Origin of the sequence: Chryseobacterium sp. GVT01B (genome assembly GCF_019970045.1) — a bacterium.
Classification (GTDB): Bacteria; Bacteroidota; Bacteroidia; order Flavobacteriales; family Weeksellaceae; genus Chryseobacterium.
Genome location: NZ_JAHXYI010000016.1, coordinates 1 through 5,146 on the forward strand (window position 1 = coordinate 1; position 5,146 = coordinate 5,146).

At 31.9% G+C, this 5,146-nt stretch carries 5 protein-coding genes and 1 pseudogene; all 6 read left to right on the forward strand.

Features of this window, described 5'->3' with window-relative positions:
* A partial coding sequence (locus tag LC457_RS23220) for an RHS repeat-associated core domain-containing protein (protein ID WP_223601910.1) occupies nucleotides 1-914 on the forward strand: 914 nt, incomplete at its 5' end.
* Between the two features lie 4 nt (nucleotides 915-918).
* The gene (locus LC457_RS23225; protein WP_209785004.1) at nucleotides 919-1,281 is read left to right on the forward strand and encodes a hypothetical protein; all 363 of its coding nucleotides are present in this window, start codon (nucleotides 919-921) and stop codon (nucleotides 1,279-1,281) included.
* A 266-nt stretch (nucleotides 1,282-1,547) separates the two neighbouring features.
* Nucleotides 1,548-2,087, forward strand: coding sequence for a hypothetical protein (locus LC457_RS23230; protein WP_209785003.1), 540 nt, complete (start codon nucleotides 1,548-1,550; stop codon nucleotides 2,085-2,087).
* A gap of 194 nt (nucleotides 2,088-2,281) precedes the next feature.
* The gene (locus tag LC457_RS23235) at nucleotides 2,282-4,138 is read left to right on the forward strand and encodes an RHS repeat-associated core domain-containing protein (protein WP_223601911.1); all 1,857 of its coding nucleotides are present in this window, start codon (nucleotides 2,282-2,284) and stop codon (nucleotides 4,136-4,138) included.
* A gap of 3 nt (nucleotides 4,139-4,141) precedes the next feature.
* Nucleotides 4,142-4,573, forward strand: coding sequence for a hypothetical protein (locus LC457_RS23240; RefSeq protein ID WP_209785001.1), 432 nt, complete (start codon nucleotides 4,142-4,144; stop codon nucleotides 4,571-4,573).
* Between the two features lie 107 nt (nucleotides 4,574-4,680).
* Nucleotides 4,681-5,146, forward strand: a pseudogene (locus LC457_RS23245) (RHS repeat-associated core domain-containing protein); the annotation flags it as partial.

A 5,146-nucleotide genomic window follows, 5' to 3' on the forward strand; every position in this document is an offset into this window, starting at 1 on the left:
TTGGTTTAAATCATATCTCAGGAGGGTTGAGTAATTCTTATTTCGGAAGTTATAAGTCTTACAAGTATAATGGTAAGGAATTACAGGAAACAGGCTTTTTTGATTATGGAGCAAGGATGTATATGCCGGATTTAGGAAGATGGGGTGTGGTGGATGGATTAGCAGAAACAACAAGGAGGTGGACTCCATATGCATATGGTTTTAATAATCCTTTACGTTTCATAGATCCTGATGGAATGCAAAATCAGGATATTAATATAATAGGTAGTATGGCAAAAGAAGGATTTGATCAGCTAAAATCCAATAGTAGTCTTAAAATGGAAAGGAATGAAGTTGATGGTAAATTAAGCACAGGCAAGTTAAGCCAAAAAGATTTTAATAAATTATCTGATACAGATAAAGTTTTATATAATGGTATTAGAAATCCTAATACTAAATCTGTAATTCATGCAGATAATAATAATGTTACACCAGATGGAGGATTAATACCAGGAGGCTCCTTTGGGGGGGCAAAATATGATGCTGTAACAAAAACGAGTACAGCTACCCAATATACAAACCCTGAAGTATTGGGAGCAGCTGAAAGTTTCTCTGACGCTCCTAAAGGGACTGGTATAACTCATGAAATTGTAGAGAATGTATTGATCGCTCAAAAATCCTTGGAAACTAAAAGCGATGTTTCTATTAGTACTTCAGCTAATTCCAATCCTATTTTTAACGAAATGCATGATCTGACAAGAAAAATGATGCCATATGATAACATTATTATCTCAGCGAGAACAAGAGTTGAAAATACCGCGACAGGCTTAAGAAAGTACTATGAAGGTTTTGCTGGAAAAATAGATCCTAATAATCAAGTTCAAACTACACCTTTATATAAAGTTTATAAAGATGATAAAAGATTAAGAAAATAACATTATGAAAAATATTCTTTTTTTATTTTTTCCTGCTATTCTGTGCAGTTGTCAAACAAATAATATTAAGATTAGTTCAGAGCCAATTGATATTACAAGGAAAATAATTTCTATTAAACAAGATAAAATGGTTAGTGTACTGATAGCAGATAACATGGATATTATAGAGATATTTAAACCGACTAACAATAATACTTGTACTAAAATTGAATTAGGGAAAAAATATTCCTTTAAAGTAACCTCTGTAAGTGGTTTAATTCAGCAAGGTGGCGACTCACCTAAAATATACATTTTAAATGATTCGACTATAATAAAGTATAACAATTACTATACTGCCGAAGAGGATCAGAATATTTGTATCAAATAAAATTCTTTTAACAAAGATTCAATTTTTGTAAATTACAAAAGCATAATAAAGCTACATTGAAGAATGCAGCTTTTTCCCATATTTAAGCTTCAGAAAAAAGAGCAGGTTATTGCTGATGTTCAGTATATAAGGGGAGCGGAGAATTTCATAAGAAGGGAATGGATCTGACGTTTGATAATAATACTGAGAATAACCTAAATATAGCTTTAGCTATACAGATATGAATACAAGAAAATTTTCAGATAATCGTATTAATTTTAAATAAAATGAAAATACTTCAATTTATTTTATTTCTGGTACTTACAGGGATAAATGCACAAAGTAAAGATGCCAGTGATTTCTTTAAGAGTCATTCTGTATCTCGTAAAGTAAATAATGCATTATTATTTATTGATAAATCTAGCACAATTATATTAAATGATTATAATAAATCAGTCATTTATACTTTAGTTGTTCCGAATCAGGAAAATTCTTTTTCTATTACTTTGCAAAACCAGTTACCCATTACAGATAAAAAACAATTGAAATGTTTTCAAATTAACAATAATAAATTTGTGGTTTTTGTTGATAAATCTGAGGAGAATTTTGCACAAAGTGTATCATATAAGAAAAATTTTGAACTTAAAACAAAAGAAGTAATTTCTTGTGATGGTTTATTTAAACAATTAAAATCAAATAAATTGCCTAAAATTCCGGAAAATGTATTTGCATATTCGATTTTTGAAGAAACATTTGTTTATTTAGAAGACCTTGCTACTTTTGATGCACTACAATATTTACAAATAGAATATGATTTAAATAAATAGTCTTTATAATAAAAAGCCCTTATGATAAGATAAGGGCTTTTATTTTATAATACAAACAATTTTAACTTTTATAGTGATTTTTTTTCAAAAAAAGATAGAAAATGGCGCTTCAGATCAATATTAAGAATCTCCATGTAATTAAATATTGAATATTAAAATAATACAATGAACTTTCTCAGGTTGAATCCAAGAAAGTGGGAGGGATTGCTGCGGATTCCCCTTTGCAGCAGATGGATTATAAGTATAATATCAGAGGCTGGATGACCAGGATCAATGATCCTTCTAATCTGAACGGTAAACTTTTTGGTTATGAGGTGAGATATAATAATCCTGTTAATACTCAGTCCGTTGGAAAGTTCAATGGCAACATTGCTGAAATTGACTGGAATAACGGATCGGAAAATCTGCTGAAGCGTTATAATTATGAATATGATGCTTTGAACCGGTTAACCAATGCATTTTACAAAGAACCATCTACAGGAAATACAGGCTATTTTGATGAGTATCTGAGTTATGATCTTAATGGGAATATCCTGACCTTAAAAAGAAATGCATCTCCTGTATCACAAGGAACTACTTTTGTACAGGTAGATGATCTGAGCTATCAATATACAGGTAACCGTTTAGATAAGATTATAGAATCAGCATTGAATGATACGGGATATGAAGGTGGAGATAATATTATCGACTATGATCTGAACGGAAATATGATCACTATGTTGGATAAAGGGATTCATGGTATAACTTATAATTATCTTAATTTACCAGATAACTTTTCGATTATTCAGACCAATTCTGTAGGTGAGATTAATAATTTTGGATTAAATTATCTTTACAAAGCAGATGGTACAAAAGTCCGTAAGACCTATACAAGCGGAGGAGGAAGAGGAACTACAACAATTACGACGAATATAACGGACTATTTGGATGATTTGCAATATGGCTATTCAGAAACTACCATATGTCTTTGGTGTAGAACAAGTGTAGCTTATGAACAGGCTGCTTTTAAAAATGAAAATGATGTGAATGGCATAAAGCCGATTAACCCCACATGGATACTTGATTTTGTATCTACAACAGAAGGCTTTTACAGTTTCGCAGAAAACCGCTATATTTATCAGTACAAAGACCATCTTGGAAATACAAGGGTAAGCTTTGGTAAAGACAGCACAGGCGCTCTTAAAGTTACCGATACCAACAACTATTATGCATTTGGGATGAATCATATTGGTGCCAATAAAGGATTATTGGGAGGTTATAAGAATTATAAGTACCAAGGACAAGAGTTACAAGAGACCGGTTTTTATTCATTTAAGTGGAGAAATTACATGCCGGATGTGGGAAGGTTCTTTAACATAGATCCACTTTCTGAAAAATATGCTTATCAATCTCATTATAATTTTTCGGAAAACAGGGTAGTGGATGGTAGAGAATTAGAAGGGTTGGAGTGGACGGCAAGTAGAAACTTAGAAAGCAAGACTGTTAATTTGCATCTTACCTATAAGCCTGTAAACAATACGGCAGGAGTTCTTTCTAATGCACAAATGTCTACATTACTTCAAGAGCGTGAAGCACAAATTATTTCATCTTTCGGAGGAAAAGATTCAGGGGGAAATCAAGTTAATATTACTTTCAGTCAGAGTGACAATTCTACAATGGTTTGGGATTATAGTGTTGGTTATGATACTAAAAATGTTGATGATTTTAAAAATGGTGCGAATACGGATGCAAAATACTCAACTAATGGAATGACTGATACCAATAACAATACACAGACAAATAGAACTCAAATTAATGTCATTACTACGGACGGACTTGGTTGGGATGAAAAGAAGGATCAATTAAATTTTGATAATAAGAATAGATCTGATGTCGCTAAAACAGGTGCTCACGAAACAGGTCATACATTAGGCATTGGTCATAATGATAAAGCAACTTTAAGATCTACTCCAGATAACTTAATGCGTGCGGGTGGTCCTGGCACAAAAATAACTCCAGAACAAAGAACCAATGCTATAAAGTTAGTAGAAGAACAACAACCAAAAAACTAGATAATGAAAAAACTTAATATAATAATCTTTTGCTTATTTGTTTTTATAAGCTGTTCAACAGTAAAAATATCCGAAACATATGGTAAAGAGATGGAGATTGTTGAAAATGTACGCTCGAAAGTCTTAATTGAAAAGTTTGATGCACAGGATAAAAATAAGTCATTTTTAACTTTTGTATCTGGATTTGATAATTTTATAACTGTTAGAAATGGAGATAGTATAGTACTTAATGAACAAGGGAAGACACTGCCCATGTTGGGTATTACAAGGGCTTGCGTTATTTTTAATAATAAAGAAGTCGCAATTACTCTTGATAATAAACATGAAATAAAATTAAATAGGGAGCATTTGCCAAAATATAAATTTATATATATATGGAAAGTCAAAAATAATTATAAAATTGAATATACTAATAAGGCCCGTTCTTTTATGTAATGTTTAAGAAAAAATAGTGTTTCAGCAATTTTGTAGATGTGTTGATTTCTGTTATTAAATAGATTTAGACAATTAAAAGTACAAGATCCCCACAATTTGTGAGGACCTTGTGCTGTTACAATAACAGCGATGACAATCTACTGAAACGTTATAATTATGAATATGATGTGTTGAACAGGCTAACCAATGCGTTTTATAAAGAGCCTTCGACGGGAGCTAGCGGTAATTGTGACGAATATCTGGCTTATGATATTAATGGTAATATCAGCAATCTTAAAAGAAAGGCTATTCCTGTATCGGGTCAGACTTCGACATTGGTTGATAACCTTGACTATGTCTATAATGGCAACCGTTTGGCTCAGGTGATAGAAAATGCATTGAATGATACTGGATATGAAGGTGGGAATAATGTGATTGACTATGACCTGAACGGAAGCATGACCACAATGAAGGATAAAGGCATCTGGAGTATTGCGTATAACTATTTGAGTTTACCTGATTCTTACTCCATTACGCAGAATAATCCATTTGGGCTTGCGATGAATATTGGATTGGATTATCTTTATCGTGCAG